The sequence below is a fragment of the Coprococcus sp. AF16-5 genome (assembly GCF_003479365.1).
In the GTDB taxonomy this organism is placed as follows: domain Bacteria; phylum Bacillota; class Clostridia; order Lachnospirales; family Lachnospiraceae; genus Coprococcus; species Coprococcus aceti.
In genome coordinates this window covers 388,849-407,892 of record NZ_QUGZ01000003.1, presented here as the reverse complement: position 1 = coordinate 407,892, position 19,044 = coordinate 388,849, and the positions used below count along the sequence as shown (strand labels likewise).

Genomic DNA, 19,044 nt, shown 5'->3' with positions numbered 1-19,044 from the left:
AAGAAAGGAGCCAATTATGTTAATGGCAGTAAATGAACCTTATGCCCTTATGGTGCAGCCGGACGATATTCTGATCTCTCCCCGTGAGGTAGATGAACATTTTGGGACGATGGTATGCTTCCATCCCCGCTATGCGCTGGGCGACCATCACAACTATATGGACAAAGACGACTTCCTGCGGGAAATGTATTTAGATACCGTAGGACATGATGAAGCCGGCATGAAACGCTATGAACGGATGGTAAACATTGTAAGCAGCCGTTTCCGGCATGGACCAAAGACAGAGGAACGGGCGATCGATGAAGCAATGCAGAAAGTAATTTCGGAAAAGTATCTGATGCTCCCCCTCTATCTCTACGACCACTCAGGTCTTGCCATGAGTACAGAAAGTTTCTCAGGCAGGGCCCCTCATGCAGAATGGGACAGCGGACAGGTCGGCTGGATCTATGTTTCCAAAGAAGATGCCCTAAAGGAATTTGACGCTGACAAGATGACCGGCGCCATCCGGCAGAAAGCGGACGCACTGATGCGCAGTGAAGTCGCCGCTTACGATTCCTATCTGCATGGCGAATGTTATGGGTTTGAGCTTTATAAAAACGGGGAGCTGTCGGATAGCTGCTGGGGCTTTATGGGTAACTTTTCCGATGTGTTGAAAGATATGGCGGAATACCTCCCGGATGAGTGCAAAGGGATGGTCGATCATCTGGAGGAACAGGAACGCCCGGCTACGATCATCAAGACGCTTTTGAAACATGCTAAAATTCAGGTCGATCAGGCAGCAAAAGCCTTTGAACACGCTTCCCGACAGCAGGTTCTTGGGGAAAGCCGGTAAAAAGTTATTTCCATATTATAAATACCGATTTTATCAGAAAGGAGGATGCTCTTGCAGGAAGATCTCGAACAACGAACGGTTTCTGTTTCTATACAGGCAGCAAAACTGTCAGGGCGGGTACTGCGTGCGGCTATTGCTGCGGTACTCCAAAAGATGGAACAGGAACGCACAATGCCAAAAGTCGGGCGCAACAGCATGAAGCGGCTGACTTATAAAGACCCCGGAGCCAATACCATTGAAGTTTCAGGGCGAATCCGCTCTTTTGAACGGTATGCCAGGAAACATCAGGTACGCTACCATATAGAAAAGGAACTTGGGACCGATCCCCCAAAATGGACGGTATATTTCAAGGCAAACCAGGCGGATGCACTGACGGCAGCTTTTAAGGAATATACGAAGAAAGACCTTACACGCAGCACCAGACCGTCGCTGCTTACACAGCTTCATAAGTTCAAAGAACTGGCGCAGTCGCTTGGCCGTGACCGTGTAAAGAACAAAGAACACGGAGGACCGGAACGATGAAGATTGATGCAGAAACACTGAAAAAACAGGTCATTCTCCATCTGCCTTATATTCTGTTCCTTCTGGTATTTGCCAAGCTGGGCGAGGCGGTGCGTCTGGCTCCCGGAGCAGACGCTTCCCAAAAGCTGTTAGGACTGTCCGAAGGCTTTGCCCTTGCGTTTCAGAGTATGTGGCCGGGAGCGGCAATGGACTGGCTGATTGGTTTATGCGGTGCAGCCATTATGCGGCTGGCAGTCTATCTTAGAGGGAAAGACGCTAAGAAATACCGCAAAAATGTGGAATATGGTTCTGCAAGATGGGGAAATAAAGCCGATATTGCCCCATTTATGGACCCAAAGCCGGAAAACAATATCATTCTTACCCAAAGTGAAGGACTGATGTTAAACGGACGGCCCAAAAATCCGGCCAATGCAAGAAATAAAAATGTACTGGTAGTCGGAGGATCAGGTTCGGGAAAAACGCGCTTTTTCATCAAGCCCAATCTGATGCAAATGCACAGTTCCTACGTCGTCACCGATCCGAAAGGTACAGTCCTTGTGGAATGCGGAAAGATGTTGCAGCGAGGCACACCAAAGCTGGACAAGGACGGAAAGCCTATGCGTAATGAAAAAGGAAAGATTATCTATGAGCCCTATAAAATACGGGTATTCAATACGATCAATTTTCAGAAAAGTATGCACTTTAACCCATTCGCCTACATTCATTCCGAGAAAGATATTCTGAAGATCGTCACTACCCTGATCGCCAATACCAAAGGCGAAGGAAAAGCCGGAGACGATTTCTGGGTCAAAGCAGAAACCTTGCTTTATACGGCACTGATCGGATATATCTACTATGAAGCTCCGGTAAACGAACAGAATTTTGCCACACTGGTAGAAATGCTGAACGCAATGGAGGTCCGTGAGGATGACGAGTCATTCAAAAATGCCGTTGACCTTCTCTTTGACGCTCTGGAACAGAAAGACCCGGATCATTTTGCCCTGCGTCAATATAAAAAATATAAGCTCGCTGCCGGTGATATATGCTCTAAGTGACTTCTTAATCATGATTTTGTCATGGTTAGTGAAGCAATCACTTAGAGCATTTTTGTTTCAGGAGGTACAGCCATGAGAAATGAAAAAATTACCCCACTGTACGAGCGCCTGAGCCGGGACGATGAGTTACAGGGCGAGAGCAACTCCATATCCAACCAAAAACAGATGTTAGAGGATTTTGCCCGCCGGAATGGGCTGCCCAACCCTACGCACTTTACCGATGATGGTATCTCAGGCACTCGTTTTGACCGCCCCGGATTTTTGGCGATGATGGAGGAAGTGGAGGCAGGGCGTGTAGAGGCAATCGTCATCAAGGACATGAGCCGGTTAGGACGCGACTATCTGAAGGTCGGTCAAGTTATGGAGGTTTTGCGGCAGCGTGGTGTTCGTCTGATTGCCATCAACGACGGTGTAGACAGTCTGAAAGGTGATGACGATTTTACCCCGTTCCGCAACATCATGAATGAATTTTACGCCCGTGATACCAGCCGGAAAATCCGCTCTGTGTTTAAGTCAAAAGGCATGAGTGGTAAGCACCTGACAGGCACCGTGATTTACGGCTACTTGTGGGATGAAAAGCGGGAACATTGGCTGGTAGATGAGGAAGCCGCCGAAGTGGTACGCCGTATCTTTTCCCTCACGCTGGAGGGATATGGGCCTTATCAGATCGCTTGCAAGTTGTCCGCAGACCGGATTGAAATTCCTGTCGTACACCTTGCCCGATTCAACGAAGGTGTGAACCGTTCAAAGCCGGTCAAAGACCCCTATGGATGGGGATCATCTACCATCGTGAACATTTTGAAAAAGCGAGAGTATTTAGGGCACACCATCAATTTCAAGACCCGCAAGCACTTTAAGGACAAGAAAAGCCACTATGTTTCTGAGGACGAATGGACGATCTTTGAGAATACCCATGAAGCCATTATCGACCAGCAGACCTTTGATTTGACGCAGAAAATCCGTAGCAATGTACGGCGTTATCCAAACGGCTGGGGCGAAGCGGCTCCCCTCACAGGCTTGCTCTATTGTGCCGATTGCGGCGGCAAGATGTATGTCCACCGCACCAACAATGGCAGGCGGATTTCTCAATATACCTGTTCCAATTATACCAAAGTTCCGTGTGGGACACTATGCCCTACACAACACCGTATCAATGAGAGTGCTGTCCTGACATTGGTTTCCGACACGCTCCGGGCTATCGCTGAATATTCGAGAAATGACCGGACGGAATTTATTCACACTGTTCAGGAGACGCAGGTTGCTCAACAGAGTGCCGATATATCGAAAAAGCGCAGGCGTCTGGCTGCTGCCCAAAAGAGAGCCGGAGAACTGGAAAAACTGATTTGCAAAATCTATGAGGACAACGCCCTCGGCAAGCTGCCGGATGCACGATATAGGGCACTTGATGCACAGTATGCCAAAGAGCAGGACGCACTTGAGATTGAAATTGCAGAGCTGGAAAAGGCTGTTACCGGCTACGAGCAAAGCCAGAAATCCGCAGAGAAATTTATAGCCCTAATTGATAAGTATGAGAATTTTGACACTCTGACAAACACCATGCTCAATGAGTTTGTAGAGAAAATCCTTGTCCACGAACGCGCCCGAAAAGGCAGCCAGGACACCACGCAGGAAATTGAAATCTACTTCAATTTTTTAGGGCGCTATATCCCACCATCCTTACAGCCGGTTCCTTTAACCCCGGAGGAACAGGAAGAACTGCAGAAAAAAGAAGAACGCAAGGACAGGCTTCATCAGAATTATTTGAAGCGGAAAGCCAGCGGCGCACAGAAACAGTATGAGGACAAAATCAAGGCGAAGAAAAAAGCGGAAATGGACGCTAAGAAAGCCCTGATCCGGGCTGAGGATATGAATAAAGGTGTTTTTTCTACTGTCGGGCAGCTACCAAAAGAAGAACCGCGCAAAGGCGGCATAGCAGCCAGCGCAGCAGTCTAATCATCACGGAGCAAAGGAGAATGAATATGAGTAAGTTGACTTACATTCGTTGTGGAGATTATGATATACCCAACCTAAAACTTTCTGAACAGCCGGAAACTTCTATTGGCAAGTACGGCAGAATGCGAAAATCCTACCTAAAGGAACATCGCCCCATTCTCTACAACCATCTGCTGATGAGCGAGAAGCTGTATCCACACCTGATAGAGATTGACCGGACAGCGCAGGAGCGTGTGGACACTATGTTGCCTCACATGATGGAGACTGCGGGTGTCACGGAAGAACTGAAAGCCTGTGACCCTATGCGTTGGGTGGGGCTGATGAACACATTAACGGCACAGATTGAGGAAATTTTAATCAGGGAACTGATTTGCAGCTGAATGGGAGGTGCGGGAAATGCTGACCTTTGAAAAGATTTTGAAAGTGTTTCAGGCATATCTGGATGATGATCCACTGTATGAGGTGGTTCAGACCAGCCACGGTTATACATTGATGGCATGGGAACCCCACCGGAATGACTGGTACAGCGCTGAAATACAGAAAACCCCGGAGGATTTACGGAATGCTTTGTTGGGTACATACGCCAACTTTCTGGAAGATAAGATTACTGGAAATGACCGTGACCTGACTGTGACAGAAACCGGAGAAATCCAACAGAGGTGTCGGGAACTTTTGGAAAAGTGCCGGGAACCTTGATATAGAAATGCCAGAAGGAGGCCGCGATTATGCGTCCTCCTTCTGCTTCGCAGTCTGTTCCATTTTGAGCGCCCCGTCTATGGCACCTTCGATAATCGGCAGGTATTCTTCAGGGCAAAGCTTCAGCTTGTGGCTGACCCGTTGCCGCTGTTCGCTTTCTTCTCGCATAATCTCCGGGTTAAAATACCGTTCCACGGGAAGTCCGCAGACCTTAATCAACTGGATCATCACAGGCAGGCTCGGAATCGCACCTTGATTCTCAATGTTGGCAAGATACCGCCATTCAATCCCAACCATTTCTGCCAATGTTTTTCGTGCCAGACGCTTTGCCTCTCGTGCAGCTTTGACATCTGCGCCGAAGGTTTCAAAACCGGGACAATCTTCAACTTTCGCCATATAACATCACCCAGTTACATTGTATAATTCATACTTTGCCCGTGAAATGTTGCTATATGCAGGTTGGTTGAAGTTTATAATTCATATTTCCTTCCTTGCATTGTTCGAGAAAGAGAACTATAATGTACTCTGTGGAGGTGCGAAATGGACTATATGACATTGAAAGAGGCCGCCGAAAAGTGGGGCGTGACACCTCGTAGAGTAAATTACTATTGCGCTGCTGGGCGTATCCCCGGCGCTGTAAAGATGGCTGGTGTTTGGCTGATCCCAAAGAACGCAGAAAAGCCGATTGACGGAAGGACAAAACAAGGGAAGGGGTTGCACCATGAATAAAATCCTGATTATAGATGATGACAGAGAACTGTGCGCTTTGATTAAACGTAGCGTACAAGCAGAAAACATAGAAGCTGATTTTTGTAATACCGGAAAAGAGGGCTTACAAAAATTAAGAGAGCAGGAGTATCAGCTTGTGGTGCTGGATGTGATGATGCCTGGTATGGATGGCTTTGAAACGCTGGAAGAAATCCGCAAAGAGAACAGTCTGCCGATTTTGATGTTCACATCTAAAAATGACAGCATTTCTAAAGTACGGGGCTTACGGGCCGGCGCGGACGATTATCTTACAAAACCGTTTGATATGGATGAACTGATTGCCCGCATTGCGTCCCTCATTCGCCGCTACACCCGTTTTAATCATCAAGCCGGAGCTGTGCAAAAACTGGATTTTGATGGATTGCAGATTGACCTTGAAAATCGTTCTGTTACTACATCAAACGGCACTTTTGAACTGCCCCCAAAGGAATTTGATTTGCTCCTGTACTGTGCAAAACATCAAGGGAAAATTTTGACCAAACAGCAGATTTATGAGGAAGTATGGGGCGAAGAATATTTCTATGATGATAGTAACATTATGGCGATTATCAGCCGACTTCGTAAAAAATTAGAAGTCAATCCTTCAAGCCCAAAGTATATACAAACGGTCAAAGGGATTGGCTACCGGTTTAATAAGGAGGTGTAGTCAGCATGGAAATTATCGTATTCTTGTCCATTGTGATTGCTGTTGTGGCTGTATTGACTTCCATCGTTCTCGTTCGGCGTGTAAAAAAACAAATAGCAGAAATGACCGATGCGCTGGTTGATGTGAAAAACGGAAATGGCAACCGGCGTATTCTATCTGCAACAAATGAACTGACAGCACCTCTTGCCTATGAAATCAACGAGATCGTTGTGGCCTATGAAAGCAGACTTTCAACTGTACGGCAGACAGAAGAAACCAACCGCCAGCTTATGACGAGCCTTTCACATGATGTGCGAACGCCCCTTACTACTCTGATTGGGTATCTTGACGCTGCACACAAAGGACTGGTCACAGGAAAAGACCGGGATGATTATATTGAAACCGCCCGCCGGAAAGCCCATGATCTGAAAGAATATATTGATGTACTCTTTGACTGGTTCAAGTTAAATTCAAACGAGTTTACTTTGGAAATCCAGAGCGTTGAGGCCGCAGAGCTGACAAGAAATATTCTCATTGACTGGATACCGATTTTTGAGGATAAACAGGTTGAGTATGACATCGATATTCCCGAACAGCCTGTCCGGGTAAGATTGGATATGGACAGCTATATGAGGATTGTCAATAATCTCATTCAAAATGTAATCGCTCACAGCCATGCAGACAAAATCAAAATTGCCCTGTCAAAGAAGGGAAATAACATGGAGCTGCTGCTGGCGGATAATGGAGTGGGAATTGAGAAGGAAGATTTGAAACACATTTTTGAACGGCTCTATAAGTGTGACAAAGGACGGTCTGAAAAAGGAAGCGGTCTTGGTCTTTCTATTGTCCATCAGCTTGTAGAAAAGATGGGTGGGAGTATAACAGTTGAAAGTTTGCCGGGAAAAGGAACTGAATTTATGTTGCTTTTTCCTTTGGAGAGTTAAGCGGGCTCCCGTCTTTATGGCGGGAGCCTTTGTCATTTTACTGGATTTCAAATTGCAAGGTTAATGCAAGGTTGCGGCAAGGTTAATGCAAGGTTGGCATGATAGAATACCTTACAGAACAGGAGGTTTTGAATATGGATTCAAATTATATTATTGAAACAAAAAATCTGACAAAGCAATACGGCTCACAAAAGAGTGTGGCTGCCTTAAATATTCATGTGAAGCGTGGGAGAATTTACGGTCTGCTGGGCAGAAACGGAGCCGGAAAAACCACTACCATGAAAATGCTGTTGGGCTTAACGAATCCGACTTCCGGGGAGGTCAAAATCTGGGGAAAGTCTTTGCAAGGGAATGAAAAGAAGCTGTTGCCCCGTATCGGAAGCCTGATTGAGTCCCCCGGTTTTTATCCCAATCTGACCGGCACAGAGAACCTGCGTATCTTTGCTACTCTGCGGGGCGTACCAAACAATCATGCCATCAAAGATGCTCTGGATCTGGTAGGACTGCCCTACAAAGATAAAAAGCTCTTTTCACAGTATTCTCTTGGTATGAAGCAGCGGCTTGCCATCGCCCTTGCCGTTATGCACGATCCGGAGCTTTTGATTTTGGATGAGCCGATCAACGGCCTCGATCCCATCGGTATTGCAGAAGTACGTTCCTTTATTCGTGAGCTTTGTGACGCGCGAGGAAAAACCATTTTGATTTCCAGTCACATTCTTTCGGAGATTTCCTTGCTGGCTGACGATATTGGAATTATCGACCACGGCGCATTGCTGGAAGAAGAAAGCCTTGCTGAGCTGGAGCAAAAAAGCAGTAAGCATATCCGTTTTACGCTTTCGGATACTGCACAGGCGGCAAGAATTTTGGAACGCAATTTCCATGAAAACCATTTTTCCATACAGGACGACCATAATCTGCGCCTGCACAACCTGGATCTGCCTGTGGGTAAAATTGTAACTGCCTTTGTAGAAAACGGATTGGAGGTATCAGAAGCACATACCTGTGAAGAAAGTCTTGAAGATTACTTCAAGCGTGTGACAGGGGGCGAAGGAATTGCTTAAACTAATCAAATGCGAATTTTTGAAATTGAAACGGAAGAAATTTATTCCGCTGATTATTCTGGCTGCTTTCCTGTTTCCAATCCCGCTGACTTATCTGATGACAACGCCCTCTATGATGGAGCGATATACGGATCGGGCAGATGCTTTCGATGGACTATTTAACATGGTGTTGGGATATGGTATCCAGTTTTTACTGCCCTGCATTATTGGAGTGATTGCCGCTATCCTGTTCTTTATGGAACGCGACAACGATACATTCAAAAATCTGCGTACAATTCCCGTAACCAGCACGCAAATGGTGCTTGCAAAGATTATTGTCCTCTTTCTTTTTGGAATTGTTTTTTGTGTGGCTTCTACCATTGCAACAATTCTTTGCGGAATTGGAACATTAGAAGTTTATGGAATTGGTTATAAGCTGTTTTTGGCGGTTGAAACGGGGATCTTCATTACGGCAGGAACACTCCCGTTGATTGTCCTTGTTGTCTTTTTCAGTAAGACCTATGTTTTTTCCATTTTGTTGTGTGTCTTTTACAGCGTTCTGAACATGAGTGCTACGGCATTGTTTGACACACTGCCTAAAACTATGTTATGGCTTCTGCCCACGCCACTGACTACATTTTGGAGTGCGGGAGATATGGCGGCTCATGGAATAAAAATGGACTTGGAGCAAATGACAGGGCTAATTCCCTCAACATTTCAAGTTGTATTCATTCTTGGGATCATGGCATTGGTTTCGTTCTTACTGATTGACAGATTATATAAGCAGAGGGGGGAATAAACATGGTTCGCATTGTAAAAACAGAATTTTATAAATTGAAAAGGTATCATATCCTTTGGGCGGGCGTTGCACTCATGCTCCTATCCGTCCTGCTGACCTTGTTTACCTCTATGGCGAATGATGGTTCCGTTTGGGATTTTGCCTATCTTACAGAACAGGTCATCAAAAACAATATGTCCATGATTTTTCCGATGTGTATCAGCCTAATTGCTGGATATATGATTTCTCGTGAGCAGACGGATGACACATTGAAAAATATTCTGACTGTGCCGATCTCTTTTAAGAAACTGTTGACCGGAAAATTGATTGTGTGCGGCGTATTGTCTATTATTTTCGGGCTGATATGCAGTCTGTTTACAATCATAGCAGAAATGATTGTGGGATTTCCCGGCTTTGAGATTTCCTTAGCTCTAAAAGCAGCCTTGCAGATTACTGCAGTTAATTTCTTTTTATATCTTGCGGTTCTGCCGATTATCGCTCTTACTTGTCGGAGGGCAGGCAGCTTTTTAGTCGGTGTAATCATTGCTTTTGTCTATGGATATGGAGGGATGTTTGCCGCAGGAAATATGACATTAGCAAACCTTTATCCGATTACCGCAAGTCTTGGAATGGTAGGCTACCGCAGCTATGATACCGCAGTCAACTGGAATATCGGAACCTGTTCTTGCAGTCTTGCGCTTGCTGTCGTTATTTCTGCCATCTTGATTTTGTGCATGAAAGAACGAGAAGCAACCCAAACAAAGAAAAAGGCCAAAAAGGTAGCTCCAAAGAAAGGCTGGTGATGATTTTATGAAGAAAATAGTTTTAGCATTAACATTCGTCCTTGTGGGAAGTTTTATGCTTGCTGGCTGTTCAAAAGATGAAATTCTCAATCATTACAATAACATTGTTCAATCTGCGGGCTCCATAGAACTGACAGGGAAATCGTCACTGCAAGGGGAAAAAGAAAAAGGAATTGATGATTATACAGGGACTTATACGGCTGATTATGCGAACTTTTCAGGTACAGAGTATTTGTTCGGAGGAACTTCCATAAAGAGAGAAGCCGGTAAGGAGCTGTCCATTGATTGCACCTTGGAGATTACGGAAGGTACTGCAAAAGTATTTTGGATTTCTGGATCTGATGAAGCAGTCACGTTGATTGAAGCAACCGGAACTTATAGTGACACAATTACACTTCCTGATGGTGGAAATTATATTGGCATTGAATGTGAGAATTTCACTGGAAACATTGAATTAAATATTGAATAATACTCTGCCGGGCGACGGCAAAAGAAAAAAAGCCGTCGCAGAGCAGACACATTTTCACGCGCCTATGAAACGGCGGCTTTGATTTTCAGAGCCGCCGTTTCTTTGCGTTTACACAATCCTATGACGACTTGCAGGGACACGGTAGCCGATAGGAGGTTAATTTGCCGTGTCCTTTTCTCTTTTTCGCAGTATCCATGATCGGCACCAGTTAAAAAAAGCCTGTTCCCAGCAGCGGAGCAATGCGGTCAGAAGTATGCACTATACCATGTAACTAAACAGCAAAATATACTCTATTACGCTCGTATGGCTTTATGCCGTCCGGGCGTTTTTTTGTCCCTATGGAGCCGGAACATCGGGTCAGCATGGCCCGAACTTTATCCCCGGTGCCGTTCTCCGCCGCCCCATTCAGATTTTCCCGAAAAAATCTGAATGGAGGAAAGGCAGATGGAAGTTACCATCAATTATAACGGACAAGCTGTGGCCGTGGAGGTCACGCTGGAAGTCTATGAATTTCTTGACCTGGCCGATCACAAAACGGAGAACCTGTTCCATGAACAGCGGCGGCATTGGGATGGCCGGGAGTTTGACGAGTACATCATTACCACCGAGGGTGTAGGGGTCTACGGCGAAACGCCGGAGGAATACCTTTGCCGCATGGAAACGCTGCATGAGCTGATGGCTGTTCTGGACACCTGTACCGAGGCCCAGCGCCGCCGGTTCCTGCTCTATGCGCTTGACGGGCTGAGCCTTGCAGAGATCGGTGTGCTGTGCGGCTGCTCCAAAGTGGCTGTTTATCAAAGTGTGGAGGCGGTCAGAAAAAAATTTATAAATTTCTTTGAGAACAGGCTTAACGAATGACCTGTTTTCGGGCTACCAAGTGAAAGGGATTATTTCCCTTATCTCAGCGAGGGGCGGACAGCGGACAAGCTGCCCGCCTCTCCGATTTTCAGGAGGTAAGCCTATGAAAACAATCAATCTGCGGTGGATGTATCCCCACTACCGGCATGACGAGTTTGTGGATGTTACGGACGAGGTATGGGCAGCGATGTATCAGGCCAAGCGGGAGATGGAGAACTATGAGCGTCGGAAAGTCTACCACCGCGCCTACTACTCTCTGGACGCATACAGCTGGCTGGAAAATTACGCACTGGAACACAGCAGATCGCCGGAAGATATTTTGCTGGAACGAGAAGAAATGACCACCCGCCTATACCTGATTGCAGCTCTGCCGGTGGCTCTGGCTCATGCCACTCCGACACAGGCCCGCCGAGTTCACGCCTACTACATTGCCGGTATCAAGCAGCCGGAAATCTCCCGGAGAGAGGGCGTCCACAGCAGCAAGGTCAGCGTTTCCATCCGTCGGGGGCTGCGGAATATGCGCCGCTGCTATGATGACCTTTTTCAAACAGAGTGAGGCGTGCCTATGCAGACCATCAATCTCAAACAATATTATCCATTTTGCAAAGAGGACATTTTTGTGGAGGTGTCCGATGAGATCGTCGAAGCGTTTCTTCTGGACAAGAGAGTCGAGGCCGCCAGAGATCGCAAGATGTTCCGGTATAAGGCGTTTTATTCCCTCGATTGTAACGATGGAATCGAAAATGCCGCCATCGGCTGGGCGCAGCCATCGCCGGAGGACTACCTGATAGAAAAAGAAGAATTAGCCGAATACGAAGAACTGATACGGCGATTGTATGAAGCCATTTCCTCCCTGCCGCCTATGCAGGCTCGCCGTGTCCACGCCCGCTATATGCTGGGTATGAAAGTGAAAGATATTGCCGCAATGGAGGGTATCACGCCATCACAGGCGGGAAAATCCATCCACGCTGCACTGCGGAGGCTGCGCCGGTACTTTGCTCGACAGAAATGGACGGTCAATCTATGAGTATTTCCAAAGAAAAAAGGTGCCTGACATGAACGAAAAAATTACAGCCCACCCCCAAAAAGAAGAACGGGAGAAAGTCCTGAAGGAAATCCGGCAGCTTGAGAACCGCCAGAAGATTTTGGAGAACAAGCAGCGTAACGAGGAACGCAAGGCCCGCACCCGCCGCCTGATTGAGCGCGGAGCCATTTTGGAGGGCATTTTCCCTCTGGCCCCCGACCTTTCCGGCGTAGAGGTCAAAGCATTCCTGATTGCCCTGTCCCATCTTCCGGGGGCGGCGGAACTGGCCGCAAAACTGCCGAAATCCGGGGACAAGCCGTAAGTCCCTTGTTTACAAGGGCGCACTTATACACCGTTGCCGGTGTCGTGCGCCCTGCCGGGGGCTGTTGCGTACTTCGTCCGCGATGGGGAGCTACACTCCCCAAACCCCTTGTGCGCCCCGCGCAGCCAAACACCCGCTTCGCGTCTGTTCGGCTCCACGGAGCCTGAAATATCCCCGCCGAAAGGAGGTGCCACCCATAGATTTTTGTCATTTTCCCGTCAGTATCATCAAGCGCAGCGAGGGCCGTTCCGCTGTTGCCGCAGCCGCCTACCGAAGCGGAACCAAACTGACGAATGAATGGGACGGCCTGACCCACGATTACACCCGGAAAAGCGGCGTTGTCCATGCGGAAATCATGCTGCCCGCCCACGCCCCGCCGGAGTTTGCAGACCGCTCCACCCTCTGGAACAGTGTGGAGCAGATCGAGAAAGCCAGGGACAGCCAGCTTGCCCGCGAGATCGAGGCGGCTTTGCCCCGCGAACTGTCCAGGGAACAGCAGCTTGCCCTTGTCCGGGCCTATGTGAAGGACAACTTTGTGGACAAGGGGATGTGCGCTGATTTTGCCATCCATGACAAGGAAACCGGCAACCCACATGTTCATATCATGCTGACCGTCCGGCCCCTGAAAGAAAATGGCGCATGGGGCGCGAAGTGCCGCAAGGCATACGACCTGGACGAAAACGGCCAGCGTATCCCGGATGGGAAAGGCGGCTGGAAGAACCACCGGGAGGACACCACCGACTGGAACGACAAAGGGAATGTGGAGATTTGGCGGGCGGCATGGGCGGCTTATACCAACCGGGCATTGGAGGCCGCCGGTCAGCCCGCCCTGGTAGACCACCGCAGCTACAAGCGCCAGGGCATTGATAAAATTCCCTCTGTCCATCTGGGGCCAGCCGCCAGCCAAATGGAAAAGCGCGGCATCCGCACCGACAAGGGCGAAGTAAACCGGCAGATCGCCGCCGACAACAAGCTGCTGAAAGAAATCAAAGCCCGCATTACCCGTCTTTATCGCTGGTCGAACGCCGAAACGGAAAAACCACAAACACAGCAAAGCAGCTTGACAGCTTTGTGGGAGGCCCAGCAGCAGTTGAACGCTCCCCGCACCCGCACCGGCAAAATCCGGGCTTTGCAGGAAAGCGCTGCACTATTCAGCTTTTTGCAGGCAAACGGCATCCAGTCTATGCAGCAGCTTCATGAAAAAATCGCTGATATGAACAGCCGTTACTATGACCTGCGGGGAAAGATCGTCAAGGCTGAGCGCCGGATCGCCACTCTTACCGAACGCGGGGAGATGTGGGAACAGTACAACCAGTACAAGTCCATCCACAAACAGCTTGCCAAAGTAAAGCCGGAAAAGCGGGAACAGTTTGAGCAGCGCCACAGCCGGGAACTGATCCTGTATGACGCAGCAGCCCGGTATCTGAAAGAATTGAAAGACAGCGGCGAGGGGATCACCCCGAAGGCATGGCAGCGGGAGATCGACCAGCTGACCGCCGGAAAGCAGACGGACACGCTTGCCATGAAATCCATGAGGGAGGATTTGAAAGCAGTGGAACGGCTCCGCAAAACCGCCGATCAGCTGTCACGACAGGAAAGGGATAAGTCTCACGACCGGGAGCCGGAGCGGTAAAGGATACTGCATTTTGGCGTACCCCTGTCAAGTGCGTCGCGTTTCACGACATACTTTTGCATACAGAAAAACCGCCGTACAGGTTTCCCCATACGGCGGCAGACTGTTTATTTGCCGAACAAGTCGCTGTGTGTGCCGGTGCGGGCCAGCGTCAGCACCAGAACATCATCCTCTATGCGATAGACAAGCAGCCAGTCCGGGAGAATATGACATTCCCGATGACCTGCCCAATCGCCGGATAGGTCATGGTCACGGTTCTTATCCGGCAGCGGTTCGCCCATCGCCAGCAACGCTACGACCTGCTCCAGCACCTCGATCTTCAAGCCACGCTTGATGGCTCGTTTGTAGTCTTTTTTGAAACTGGTCGTGTATTTGACGGTATATTTGGTTTCTTTCATCTTTTCAGGTCAGCAAATAACTCGTCAAGGTCATTGTAGCCCTTTACAGACGGGTCTTTTGCAATCCTTTCCGCTTCCAGCATGGCAGCAACCGTTTCTTTGTTCGGCTGTTCCAGCCTTACTTCAAAGGGAATGCCGCCTTCACGAAGCGACTGGCGCACAAAGATGTTAAACGCCGTAGTCAGGTTCATGCCAAGTTCAGTAAACAGTGCGTCCGCCTGTGCTTTCAAATCTGCGTCCATGCGGATACTGATGTTTGTGGTATTTCCAGCCATACGATCAACCCCTTTCTGCTGGCAATTATAGTATATGCCATTTGCACGAAGAAAACAATACTTTGCACGAATATTTAATAATAAATTCATTTAAGGAGGTTACCGACTTTATGAAAGAAATCATTTATGAAGAACAATAAGTCTGAATCTATCCCCGTCATGGATTACCGCCAGTACCGCAGAGTGCGGAGGCTGGTGCATGAGTGCTGTAACTACATCGACGGAAACTGTATCGCCCTGGACGATGGGGAGGAATGTGTCTGTGTCCAGTCCATTTCCTATTCCCTGTTGTGCAGGTGGTTTCGGACGGCGGTATTGCCGCAGAATAAGGAACTGGAAACGGCGCTGTTCCACCGGCTGAATGCGAAAAAGTGCGCCGTATGTAGGGCGCTGTTTACCCCCGGTTCCAACCGGGCCAAATACTGCCCGGAATGTGCCGCACGCATGAAGCGGATCAATGCCGCAAAGCGCAAGCGGAAACAACGGGAGAAATGTCACGCTTTAGGGGCTGAAAAACCCTTGTAAATCAAGGCTTTTTTCGAGGGTGTCAAAGGCAGGCTGATAGATTTATCCTCTGACCCCTAAAACGGCCTTAAAATGCGTACAGAATCCCAAGAGAAACCCCAAGGAGGAACCCTATGTCAGACAACCGAAAATATTATTACCTGAAACTCAAAGAAAACTATTTTGACGATGATTCCATCGTGCTGCTGGAAAGTATGCAGGATGGTGTGCTGCATTCCAACATTCTGCTCAAGCTGTATCTGAAATCGCTGAAACATGGTGGACGTCTTCAACTTGACGAGGACATTCCTTACACGGCGCAGATGATCGCCACCATTACCCGCCAGCAGATCGGCACTGTGGAGAGAGCCTTGCAGATCTTTTTGAAGCTGGGTCTTGTGGAGGTGCTGGACAGCGGCACATTCTACATGAGCAACATCGAACTTTTAATCGGCCAGTCCTCTACCGAGGCTGAGCGAAAGCGGGCTGCGAGGCTCCAAAATAAGGCTCTTTCTGCGCCCCGGACAAACGGCGGACATTTGTCCGACATTCGTCCACCAGAGATAGAGATAGAGAAAGAGATAGAGATAAATAGAGAGATAGAGAAGGGACACCCCGCCCCCGCCTATGGCCGTTACCAGAATGTTTTCCTGACGGACGGGGAACTGGCAGACTTACAGGCCAGCTTTCCCACTGTATGGGGCCAGTACATCGAAAAGCTGTCCGAGTACATGGCTTCTACCGGCAAGCGTTATCAGAGCCATGCCGCCACCATCCGGCGCTGGGCCGGTGAGGACGCTAAAAAAACGATCACACCCTCACGCAACCGGGATTACAGCGTAAAGGAGGATGAAACTGTATGATTAAGATTACCGCAGAAATCCGGGCGTTCATCGACAAGGCAGCTGCTGGTGCGGAACTGGCTGAGGGCGAGTATATAGATCCGTCAGACGGTCTCATTCACTGTAAGAAATGCGGCGGCCAGAGGCAGACCGTTGTGCCATGCTTTGGGAAATCCGGCTACTTTATGCCACGCTGCATCTGCCAGTGCCAGCAGGAGGCTGAGGAGCAGCGCAAGGCTGCTGAAGAACGGCAGCGCCGCATGGAGCGTATCAAACGCCGAAAGGCACAGGGTTTGCAAGACCGCTATCTCTATGACTACACCTTTGCCAACGACAACGGCAAAAACCCATTGATGGACAAGGCCCGCGCCTATGTGGAGAACTGGAAGGAGGCATATAAAAACAACACCGGCCTGCTGTTGTTCGGGGATGTGGGAACCGGCAAGTCTTTCTTCGCCGGATGTATCGCCAATGCTCTACTTGACCAAGATGTGCCGGTGCTGATGACGAACTTTCCCACCATTCTGAACCGCCTGACCGGGATGTTCTCTGAGGACAGGTCGGAGTTTATTGCCAGCTTTGATGAGTACGACCTGCTTATCATTGACGATTTGGGTGTAGAGCGCAGTACCGAATATGCTATGGAGCAGATGTTTTTCGTCATCGACAGCCGCTACCGCAGCCGCAGGCCCATGATTATCACAACAAACTTGAAACTGTCCGAGCTGAAAAACCCGCCTGATCTGGCCCACGCCCGTATCTATGACCGTATTCTGGAACGGTGTGCGCCGATTCTCTTTGACGGGAAGAATTTCCGGGAAGAAAATGCCGGTGCTACCCGACAGGCAGCAAAAGACATTGTAAGCAGTAAGCATGACTGATTTTTTACCGGGCGGCACAGACCCGTTCGGAGAAAGGAGCGCCATGAACAGAGAACCCCGTACTATGCAGGTGGCAGACGCCGCTACTGCGTCCAGAGCGCCGGAAAACACGCCAGCGATGGTAAAGAAAATCGGTAAGACAACCTACAAGGTTCATGTCCATTTCAGCAATACCAGCACAGAAACCATGAGCGATAAAATCAAGCGTATGCTCAAAAATGAAATTCAGCAGATGTGAAAGACTGATAAACGAAGCCGCCTTGTGCTAAACTGATGATGGTACACGCCAAAACTTTTAGCCAAGGAGGACACGAAAATGCTTTACACAGAAAAAGAGAAACATGAAATTGAGCGAGTAAAGGAGGTCTTTGCGGAACATCTGCGGCAAAGCCCTGATTTTGAACTGCTCTGGTCGGACAAGGTAGGTTATGTCTGGCTGGCGATTGGCGTAAATCCAGTCTATGTGGATACCGGTATCAGAATCGAATCTGCCGCCGATCTCTGTTACAGGTGTTTGGACGATGTAGCTACGGATGTTCTATATATGACGGGCAACGATCACGCGCTGGAAGCAGCCGACCCGCTGGAATTGGCCGAAATCAAGCGGCGTTGGGAGCCATATATCAACCAGCTGCCAGACTACGCGTATCTCTGCAAAGACCTGCTGAACGGAAAAATGTAATCTGTCAAACGAGGTGTCAGGAGCCATACAATGCTTCTGGCACCTTTTTTGTAGATTTTTTGTGAATTTGATGAAAAAGTCCTTGACAATTTGTCTCTGGAAAAACAGCGAAGTCGATCCTTATTTCCTGTGCTTCCAGACTGGCTCCTTTTGACATTAAAGAAGTCAGGGAAATTACCATGTATGACGAGCTGGATCTGGATATGCTGGGGGATGAACGGACCGCTCTTTTCCTTATTATGAGTGATACGGACGGAACCTTTGCATTTTTGATCAGTCTGATCTATTCCATTTTGTTTAACCGCTTATGCGAGCGGGCGGATGATGTATATGGGGGCAGGCTTCCCATCCATGTGCGCTGCCTGATCGACGAGGCGGCAAATATCGGGCAGATCCCGAACCTGGAGCGTCTTATGGCGACCATCCGAAGCCGTGAGATCTCTGCCTGCTTGGTGCTGCAGGCGCAAAGCCAGCTCAAAGCCCTGTATAAAGACAACATGGACACCATCATCGGTAACTGTGACGCCTCTCTTTTCTTAGGAGGCAAAGAAGAAACTACCTTAAAAAGCTGGAACTCCCTATTAGGGAAAGAGACTATTGATCTGTATAACACCAGTGTCACAAAGGGAAATCAGGAATCCCACGGACAAAATTTTCAAAAGCTGGGAAAGGACCTGATGTCGGTGGATGAACTGGCAGTTATGGACGGGGGCAAATGTCTGCTGCAGATCAGGGGTGTGCGGCCGTTCCTCTCCCGGAAATACGATATAACCAAACACCCAAATTACAAACTGCTTTCCGATTTTAATGAGAAGAACGCTTTTAATATCGAAAAGTTTCTTTCTACCCGGATGCCGATGCGTCCCGGTGAACGATACCGTAATTATGAAGTCACAGCCGAAGATCTGGCTTCCCAGACTTTATAGAGTTGTTCCTGCCTGTCAAAGCATGACGCCCTGGCAGGCTTTGTTTTTGTCACGATGAAAGGAGGATATTTTGAGGATTCGTGATTCTCCCTGAAAAGTAAATAACCGCAGGATTTTTCCTGCCCCATGCCGCCGTGCTGTTTGAAACAGATTTTTTTCTAAAAACAGTGCGGCGGCTTTTTTTGTTTCCGGCCTGATACGGCCATATCACAAATTAAAATTTCTGAAATTAAAG

25 protein-coding genes and 2 pseudogenes are annotated in these 19,044 nt (G+C 48.5%); 24 read left to right on the top strand and 3 right to left on the bottom strand.

Annotated elements, in window-relative coordinates; genetic code table 11:
- Window positions 1-22 precede the first annotated feature (22 nt).
- The 6 genes and pseudogenes from DWW70_RS10530 to DWW70_RS10510 all read left to right on the top strand — a co-directional run bounded on the left by DWW70_RS10530 (window position 23) and on the right by DWW70_RS10510 (window position 5,037).
- Window positions 23-832 (top strand): hypothetical protein, encoded by an 810-nt coding sequence (locus tag DWW70_RS10530; protein ID WP_223385989.1) that lies wholly within the window; start codon window positions 23-25, stop codon window positions 830-832.
- A 51-nt stretch (window positions 833-883) separates the two neighbouring features.
- Window positions 884-1,354 carry a PcfB family protein gene (locus DWW70_RS10525; protein WP_029731785.1) on the top strand — a complete coding sequence of 157 codons (471 nt, stop codon included), beginning with the start codon at window positions 884-886 and terminating at the stop codon, window positions 1,352-1,354.
- A pseudogene (locus DWW70_RS15200) lies at window positions 1,351-2,370 on the top strand (type IV secretory system conjugative DNA transfer family protein); the annotation flags it as partial. The gene DWW70_RS10525 and the pseudogene DWW70_RS15200, both read left to right, overlap by 4 nt.
- 90 nt (window positions 2,371-2,460) lie before the next feature.
- Window positions 2,461-4,341: a recombinase family protein gene (locus tag DWW70_RS15195; protein WP_243017711.1), complete on the top strand. Its 1,881-nt coding sequence runs from the start codon at window positions 2,461-2,463 to the stop codon at window positions 4,339-4,341.
- Between the two features lie 26 nt (window positions 4,342-4,367).
- A complete protein-coding gene (locus tag DWW70_RS10515; RefSeq protein ID WP_044987169.1) occupies window positions 4,368-4,721 on the top strand; it encodes a TnpV protein in 354 nt (117 codons plus the stop codon).
- 16 nt (window positions 4,722-4,737) lie between these two features.
- Window positions 4,738-5,037, top strand: coding sequence for a hypothetical protein (locus DWW70_RS10510; RefSeq protein WP_004612693.1), 300 nt, complete (start codon window positions 4,738-4,740; stop codon window positions 5,035-5,037).
- A gap of 27 nt (window positions 5,038-5,064) precedes the next feature.
- Here the strand turns inward: DWW70_RS10510 and DWW70_RS10505 are convergent, their stop codons facing one another.
- Window positions 5,065-5,433 carry a helix-turn-helix transcriptional regulator gene (locus DWW70_RS10505; RefSeq protein WP_005933665.1) on the bottom strand — a complete coding sequence of 123 codons (369 nt, stop codon included), beginning with the start codon at window positions 5,431-5,433 and terminating at the stop codon, window positions 5,065-5,067.
- A gap of 144 nt (window positions 5,434-5,577) precedes the next feature.
- Here DWW70_RS10505 and DWW70_RS10500 point away from each other — a divergent pair, with 144 nt between their 5' ends.
- The 12 genes from DWW70_RS10500 (at window position 5,578) to mobQ (ending at window position 14,301) form a co-directional block, all read left to right on the top strand.
- Window positions 5,578-5,766 carry a helix-turn-helix domain-containing protein gene (locus DWW70_RS10500; RefSeq protein WP_002596317.1) on the top strand — a complete coding sequence of 63 codons (189 nt, stop codon included), beginning with the start codon at window positions 5,578-5,580 and terminating at the stop codon, window positions 5,764-5,766.
- Window positions 5,759-6,451, top strand: a complete 693-nt coding sequence (locus tag DWW70_RS10495; protein ID WP_015524604.1) for a response regulator transcription factor — start codon at window positions 5,759-5,761, stop codon at window positions 6,449-6,451. Before DWW70_RS10500 ends, DWW70_RS10495 begins: the two co-directional genes overlap by 8 nt.
- 5 nt (window positions 6,452-6,456) lie before the next feature.
- Complete coding sequence (locus DWW70_RS10490) at window positions 6,457-7,374, top strand: sensor histidine kinase (RefSeq protein WP_118649816.1); 918 nt, start codon at window positions 6,457-6,459, stop codon at window positions 7,372-7,374.
- Between the two features lie 134 nt (window positions 7,375-7,508).
- Entirely contained in the window at window positions 7,509-8,435 is a 927-nt protein-coding gene (locus tag DWW70_RS10485; RefSeq protein ID WP_118649815.1) for an ABC transporter ATP-binding protein, read from the top strand.
- Window positions 8,428-9,213: an ABC transporter permease gene (locus DWW70_RS10480; protein ID WP_012816192.1), complete on the top strand. Its 786-nt coding sequence runs from the start codon at window positions 8,428-8,430 to the stop codon at window positions 9,211-9,213. Before DWW70_RS10485 ends, DWW70_RS10480 begins: the two co-directional genes overlap by 8 nt.
- Window positions 9,214-9,215: 2 nt before the next feature.
- Complete coding sequence (locus DWW70_RS10475) at window positions 9,216-9,995, top strand: ABC transporter permease (protein WP_002594767.1); 780 nt, start codon at window positions 9,216-9,218, stop codon at window positions 9,993-9,995.
- Window positions 9,996-10,002: 7 nt separating this feature from the next.
- Entirely contained in the window at window positions 10,003-10,464 is a 462-nt protein-coding gene (locus DWW70_RS10470) for a hypothetical protein (protein ID WP_029732360.1), read from the top strand.
- A gap of 444 nt (window positions 10,465-10,908) precedes the next feature.
- The gene (locus tag DWW70_RS10465; protein ID WP_118649814.1) at window positions 10,909-11,322 is read left to right on the top strand and encodes an RNA polymerase sigma factor; all 414 of its coding nucleotides are present in this window, start codon (window positions 10,909-10,911) and stop codon (window positions 11,320-11,322) included.
- A gap of 103 nt (window positions 11,323-11,425) precedes the next feature.
- Entirely contained in the window at window positions 11,426-11,878 is a 453-nt protein-coding gene (locus DWW70_RS10460) for an RNA polymerase subunit sigma-24 (protein WP_118649813.1), read from the top strand.
- 9 nt (window positions 11,879-11,887) lie between these two features.
- A complete protein-coding gene (locus DWW70_RS10455; RefSeq protein WP_118649812.1) occupies window positions 11,888-12,349 on the top strand; it encodes an RNA polymerase sigma factor in 462 nt (153 codons plus the stop codon).
- Between the two features lie 28 nt (window positions 12,350-12,377).
- Window positions 12,378-12,668 (top strand): DUF3847 domain-containing protein, encoded by a 291-nt coding sequence (locus DWW70_RS10450; RefSeq protein WP_118649811.1) that lies wholly within the window; start codon window positions 12,378-12,380, stop codon window positions 12,666-12,668.
- A 187-nt stretch (window positions 12,669-12,855) separates the two neighbouring features.
- Window positions 12,856-14,301, top strand: coding sequence for a MobQ family relaxase (mobQ, locus tag DWW70_RS10445; RefSeq protein WP_118649834.1), 1,446 nt, complete (start codon window positions 12,856-12,858; stop codon window positions 14,299-14,301).
- A 107-nt stretch (window positions 14,302-14,408) separates the two neighbouring features.
- Here mobQ and DWW70_RS10440 read toward each other — a convergent pair whose 3' ends face one another.
- Window positions 14,409-14,699, bottom strand: coding sequence for a type II toxin-antitoxin system YafQ family toxin (locus DWW70_RS10440; RefSeq protein WP_066085058.1), 291 nt, complete (start codon window positions 14,697-14,699; stop codon window positions 14,409-14,411).
- On the bottom strand, window positions 14,696-14,974 hold the full coding sequence (locus DWW70_RS10435; RefSeq protein WP_005924829.1) for a type II toxin-antitoxin system RelB/DinJ family antitoxin: 279 nt from the start codon (window positions 14,972-14,974) through the stop codon (window positions 14,696-14,698). The genes DWW70_RS10440 and DWW70_RS10435 overlap by 4 nt, the downstream gene beginning before the upstream one ends.
- Window positions 14,975-15,100: 126 nt before the next feature.
- On the opposite strand from DWW70_RS10435, the gene DWW70_RS10430 reads away from it, so the two are divergent.
- The 6 genes and pseudogenes from DWW70_RS10430 to DWW70_RS10405 all read left to right on the top strand — a co-directional run.
- Window positions 15,101-15,499 (top strand): cysteine-rich VLP domain-containing protein, encoded by a 399-nt coding sequence (locus tag DWW70_RS10430; RefSeq protein WP_118649810.1) that lies wholly within the window; start codon window positions 15,101-15,103, stop codon window positions 15,497-15,499.
- A gap of 113 nt (window positions 15,500-15,612) precedes the next feature.
- Complete coding sequence (locus DWW70_RS10425; RefSeq protein ID WP_118649809.1) at window positions 15,613-16,341, top strand: phage replisome organizer N-terminal domain-containing protein; 729 nt, start codon at window positions 15,613-15,615, stop codon at window positions 16,339-16,341.
- Complete coding sequence (locus DWW70_RS10420) at window positions 16,338-17,201, top strand: ATP-binding protein (protein WP_118649808.1); 864 nt, start codon at window positions 16,338-16,340, stop codon at window positions 17,199-17,201. Before DWW70_RS10425 ends, DWW70_RS10420 begins: the two co-directional genes overlap by 4 nt.
- A 64-nt stretch (window positions 17,202-17,265) precedes the next feature.
- Complete coding sequence (locus DWW70_RS10415; protein ID WP_005924807.1) at window positions 17,266-17,439, top strand: transposon-encoded TnpW family protein; 174 nt, start codon at window positions 17,266-17,268, stop codon at window positions 17,437-17,439.
- A gap of 78 nt (window positions 17,440-17,517) precedes the next feature.
- A complete protein-coding gene (locus tag DWW70_RS10410) occupies window positions 17,518-17,883 on the top strand; it encodes a hypothetical protein (protein ID WP_009589131.1) in 366 nt (121 codons plus the stop codon).
- Between the two features lie 86 nt (window positions 17,884-17,969).
- Window positions 17,970-18,809 (top strand): annotated as a pseudogene (locus DWW70_RS10405) (VirD4-like conjugal transfer protein, CD1115 family); the annotation flags it as partial.
- Between the last annotated feature and the right edge of the window lie 235 nt (window positions 18,810-19,044).

What these genes read in the sequence shown, in the direction of transcription:
- DWW70_RS10530 (WP_223385989.1), top strand. Translation starts at nt 23, where the DNA reads ATGGCAGTAAATGAACCTTATGCCCTTATGGTGCAGCCGGACGATATT.
- DWW70_RS15195 (WP_243017711.1), top strand. Translation starts at nt 2,461, where the DNA reads ATGAGAAATGAAAAAATTACCCCACTGTACGAGCGCCTGAGCCGGGAC.
- DWW70_RS10515 (WP_044987169.1), top strand. Translation starts at nt 4,368, where the DNA reads ATGAGTAAGTTGACTTACATTCGTTGTGGAGATTATGATATACCCAAC.
- DWW70_RS10510 (WP_004612693.1), top strand. Translation starts at nt 4,738, where the DNA reads ATGCTGACCTTTGAAAAGATTTTGAAAGTGTTTCAGGCATATCTGGAT.
- DWW70_RS10505 (WP_005933665.1), bottom strand. Translation starts at nt 5,433, where the DNA reads ATGGCGAAAGTTGAAGATTGTCCCGGTTTTGAAACCTTCGGCGCAGAT.
- DWW70_RS10500 (WP_002596317.1), top strand. Translation starts at nt 5,578, where the DNA reads ATGGACTATATGACATTGAAAGAGGCCGCCGAAAAGTGGGGCGTGACA.
- DWW70_RS10495 (WP_015524604.1), top strand. Translation starts at nt 5,759, where the DNA reads ATGAATAAAATCCTGATTATAGATGATGACAGAGAACTGTGCGCTTTG.
- DWW70_RS10490 (WP_118649816.1), top strand. Translation starts at nt 6,457, where the DNA reads ATGGAAATTATCGTATTCTTGTCCATTGTGATTGCTGTTGTGGCTGTA.
- DWW70_RS10485 (WP_118649815.1), top strand. Translation starts at nt 7,509, where the DNA reads ATGGATTCAAATTATATTATTGAAACAAAAAATCTGACAAAGCAATAC.
- DWW70_RS10475 (WP_002594767.1), top strand. Translation starts at nt 9,216, where the DNA reads ATGGTTCGCATTGTAAAAACAGAATTTTATAAATTGAAAAGGTATCAT.
- DWW70_RS10470 (WP_029732360.1), top strand. Translation starts at nt 10,003, where the DNA reads ATGAAGAAAATAGTTTTAGCATTAACATTCGTCCTTGTGGGAAGTTTT.
- DWW70_RS10465 (WP_118649814.1), top strand. Translation starts at nt 10,909, where the DNA reads ATGGAAGTTACCATCAATTATAACGGACAAGCTGTGGCCGTGGAGGTC.
- DWW70_RS10460 (WP_118649813.1), top strand. Translation starts at nt 11,426, where the DNA reads ATGAAAACAATCAATCTGCGGTGGATGTATCCCCACTACCGGCATGAC.
- DWW70_RS10455 (WP_118649812.1), top strand. Translation starts at nt 11,888, where the DNA reads ATGCAGACCATCAATCTCAAACAATATTATCCATTTTGCAAAGAGGAC.
- DWW70_RS10450 (WP_118649811.1), top strand. Translation starts at nt 12,378, where the DNA reads ATGAACGAAAAAATTACAGCCCACCCCCAAAAAGAAGAACGGGAGAAA.
- DWW70_RS10440 (WP_066085058.1), bottom strand. Translation starts at nt 14,699, where the DNA reads ATGAAAGAAACCAAATATACCGTCAAATACACGACCAGTTTCAAAAAA.
- DWW70_RS10435 (WP_005924829.1), bottom strand. Translation starts at nt 14,974, where the DNA reads ATGGCTGGAAATACCACAAACATCAGTATCCGCATGGACGCAGATTTG.
- DWW70_RS10430 (WP_118649810.1), top strand. Translation starts at nt 15,101, where the DNA reads ATGAAGAACAATAAGTCTGAATCTATCCCCGTCATGGATTACCGCCAG.
- DWW70_RS10425 (WP_118649809.1), top strand. Translation starts at nt 15,613, where the DNA reads ATGTCAGACAACCGAAAATATTATTACCTGAAACTCAAAGAAAACTAT.
- DWW70_RS10420 (WP_118649808.1), top strand. Translation starts at nt 16,338, where the DNA reads ATGATTAAGATTACCGCAGAAATCCGGGCGTTCATCGACAAGGCAGCT.
- DWW70_RS10415 (WP_005924807.1), top strand. Translation starts at nt 17,266, where the DNA reads ATGCAGGTGGCAGACGCCGCTACTGCGTCCAGAGCGCCGGAAAACACG.
- DWW70_RS10410 (WP_009589131.1), top strand. Translation starts at nt 17,518, where the DNA reads ATGCTTTACACAGAAAAAGAGAAACATGAAATTGAGCGAGTAAAGGAG.